Here is a 2434-nt window from a genome sequence, read left to right as displayed (position 1 = left end):
GTAAGCGGTGCGCCCACCCCACCTTCCTTGTGAGCCCCTGATCTGAGATTCAGCCCTGACAGATGGATTATAAGGGAGTTTCTCCATGGAGCGCTCAACGGAGTTTCTCAGTAACATTGATTTGGTTGTGGGGCCGCGTGGTCATCGCCGGTGGCCGGATGCGGTGAAGGCGCAGATCGTGGCCGAGACATTGGTTGAAGGTGCCTCGGTGGGCGCGGTTGCACGGAGGTATGACATGCGGGCAAATCATTTGTCGGAATGGCGGCGCATGGCGCGCGAGGGCAAACTGGTTCTGCCCGCTGTGAGCGCGGAGCCAAGCTTTGCGGCGTTGGTTGTGCGCGAAGATGTTGAGGCGACACCTGATCCTGATCCGCCGTCGCCGTTGGACCTGATCTGCGGTGCCGTCACTGTGCGACTGGATGCAGGCACATCGGCAGTGCGCATTGCCGAGATTGCCCGTGCTTTGAACACGTCCTCATGATGTTCCCATCAAACCGGGTGCGGATCGTTGTCGCGACCAAGCCGGTGGACTTTCGCAAGGGGCATGACGGTCTGGCAGCGCTTGTCAAAAACGAGCTGCGCAAGGATCCCTTCACTGGGACAGTTTTTGTGTTCCGCTCAAAGCGGGCAGATCGGCTGAAGCTACTGTATTGGGACGGCACCGGTTTGGTCATGGCTTATAAGCGGCTGGAGGAACACACCTTCACGTGGCCTGCTATCAAGGATGGCCTGATGTCGCTGAACCACGCCCAGTTTGAAGCGCTGTTCTCGGGCTTGGATTGGCGCAAAGTAAGGGCTTTATCGGCGCGCGCTCCCACTGCGGCAGAGTGAATCAGGCTGTCTTTTGCAGGGGTGCCGGGGCGCTGGAAATGGTAGTCATTCTCCATGTCAAAACCAGCCGATCTCCCTGATGATATTGAGGCACTGAAGGCGCTGCTTGTCGCCTCAGAAGATCGTAATCTGCGCAAGCAGGATCGTATTGATCAGTTGGAGAAACTGGTATCTGACTTCAAACGTGCCCTGTTTGGCGCAAGGTCCGAGAAGGCCGACCCCGAACAATATGAGCTGTCACTTGAAGACATCGAAACCGCGATGGCAGTGGTCCATGCTGAAGACGAAGCGGTAGATGCGCCTGCATCGCGCTCGGCAAAACCACGCAAGACCAACCGTGGCTCACTGCCCAAGCATCTGCCCCGCATTGAAGAGGTGATTGCGCCCGATAACATGACCTGCGGCTGCGGTGCTGAGCGCCATGTGATCGGTGAGGATACGTCTGAACGACTGGACATTATCCCTGCGCAGCTCCGTGTCATCGTCACCCGCCGCCCGAAATATGCCTGTCGGGCCTGCACCAATGGTGTGGTGCAAGCGCCTGCACCCGCCCGACTTATCCCCGGCGGCATGCCGACAGAGGCCACAGTGGCGCATGTTTTGGTGAGCAAATACGCTGATCATCTGCCTCTCTATCGCCAGGCACAAATCTATAGCCGTCAGGGCATCGACCTTGACCGATCCACCCTCGCAGGGTGGGTTGGTAAAGCAGCCTATGAGCTACGCCCTGTCTTCGATGCGCTGATCACCGATCTAAAGCGCTCCACCAAGTTATTTATGGACGAGACCCGCGCGCCAGTGCTTGATCCTGGCAGACGCAAAACCAAAACTGGTTACTTCTGGGCACTGGCCCGCGATGATCGGCCGTGGGGTGGCACGGCCCCACCTGGCGTCGCCTTTACTTATGCGCCAGGGCGATCTGGCCAATATGCTGATGACATTTTGAAAGGCTTCTCCGGCATCCTTCAAGTTGATGGCTATGCGGGATATAACCGTTTACTCAAACGCGCCGATGACCAAGTGGCACTCGCTTATTGTTGGGCTCATGCGCGGCGCAAACTGCATGAGGTTGCACAATCTGGCACCGCCCCCATCGCCGAAGATGGGTTGAAACAGATCGCTGCACTCTACCGGATCGAAAAGGATATCCGAGGCCTGACATCCGAGGCGCGACTGGCAGCAAGGCAAGACCGGTCAGCGCAATTGATCGCCGCGTTTGAAGCGTGGCTCAGGACCAATCGCGCCCGGTTGTCTGCAAAAGCCCCTCTGGGCGAAGCGCTTAAATACATCGCAAAATACTGGGATGGACTGCGCCTGTTTCTGACAGACGGCCGTATCGAGATGGACAGCAATGCCGTGGAACGCACGATCCGGCCCATCGCTTTGAATCGCAAAAATGCGCTGTTCGCCGGCCACGACGCCGGAGCCACAAACTGGGGCGTCATCGCTTCCTTGATCGAGACCTGCAAATTGAACGCTGTCGATCCACATGCCTATCTGGCCCACACGCTCACAGCCATCGTTGCAGGCCACAAACAAAGCCAGATCAACGATCTGCTACCGTGGAATTACGTCAAATAGGTGGGATCGACGCACCGCTTAC

Annotated in this window: 3 protein-coding genes; all 3 read left to right on the top strand. The window is 57.6% G+C overall.

What is annotated here, in order from left to right:
- Nucleotides 1-85 precede the first annotated feature (85 nt).
- The 3 genes from GGR95_RS18745 to tnpC are packed head-to-tail and all read left to right on the top strand — an operon-like array spanning nucleotide 86 to nucleotide 2412.
- Nucleotides 86-481, top strand: a complete 396-nt coding sequence (locus GGR95_RS18745; RefSeq protein WP_184568389.1) for a transposase — start codon at nucleotides 86-88, stop codon at nucleotides 479-481.
- Nucleotides 478-831, top strand: a complete 354-nt coding sequence (gene tnpB, locus GGR95_RS18740; protein WP_184568388.1) for an IS66 family insertion sequence element accessory protein TnpB — start codon at nucleotides 478-480, stop codon at nucleotides 829-831. The genes GGR95_RS18745 and tnpB overlap by 4 nt, the downstream gene beginning before the upstream one ends.
- Before the next feature lie 54 nt (nucleotides 832-885).
- Nucleotides 886-2412 (top strand): IS66 family transposase, encoded by a 1527-nt coding sequence (gene tnpC, locus GGR95_RS18735; RefSeq protein ID WP_184568387.1) that lies wholly within the window; start codon nucleotides 886-888, stop codon nucleotides 2410-2412.
- Nucleotides 2413-2434 lie beyond the last annotated feature (22 nt).

It is taken from the genome of Sulfitobacter undariae, from assembly GCF_014196805.1.
Taxonomy (GTDB): Bacteria; Pseudomonadota; Alphaproteobacteria; order Rhodobacterales; family Rhodobacteraceae; genus Sulfitobacter; species Sulfitobacter undariae.
Note: the sequence above shows the minus strand (reverse complement) of the source record. Positions and strands in the feature narration are given on the sequence as shown.

Excerpts from the sequence above, each read along its gene's own strand:
- GGR95_RS18745 (WP_184568389.1), top strand. The coding sequence starts at position 86 with ATGGAGCGCTCAACGGAGTTTCTCAGTAACATTGATTTGGTTGTGGGG.
- tnpB (WP_184568388.1), top strand. The coding sequence starts at position 478 with ATGATGTTCCCATCAAACCGGGTGCGGATCGTTGTCGCGACCAAGCCG.
- tnpC (WP_184568387.1), top strand. The coding sequence starts at position 886 with ATGTCAAAACCAGCCGATCTCCCTGATGATATTGAGGCACTGAAGGCG.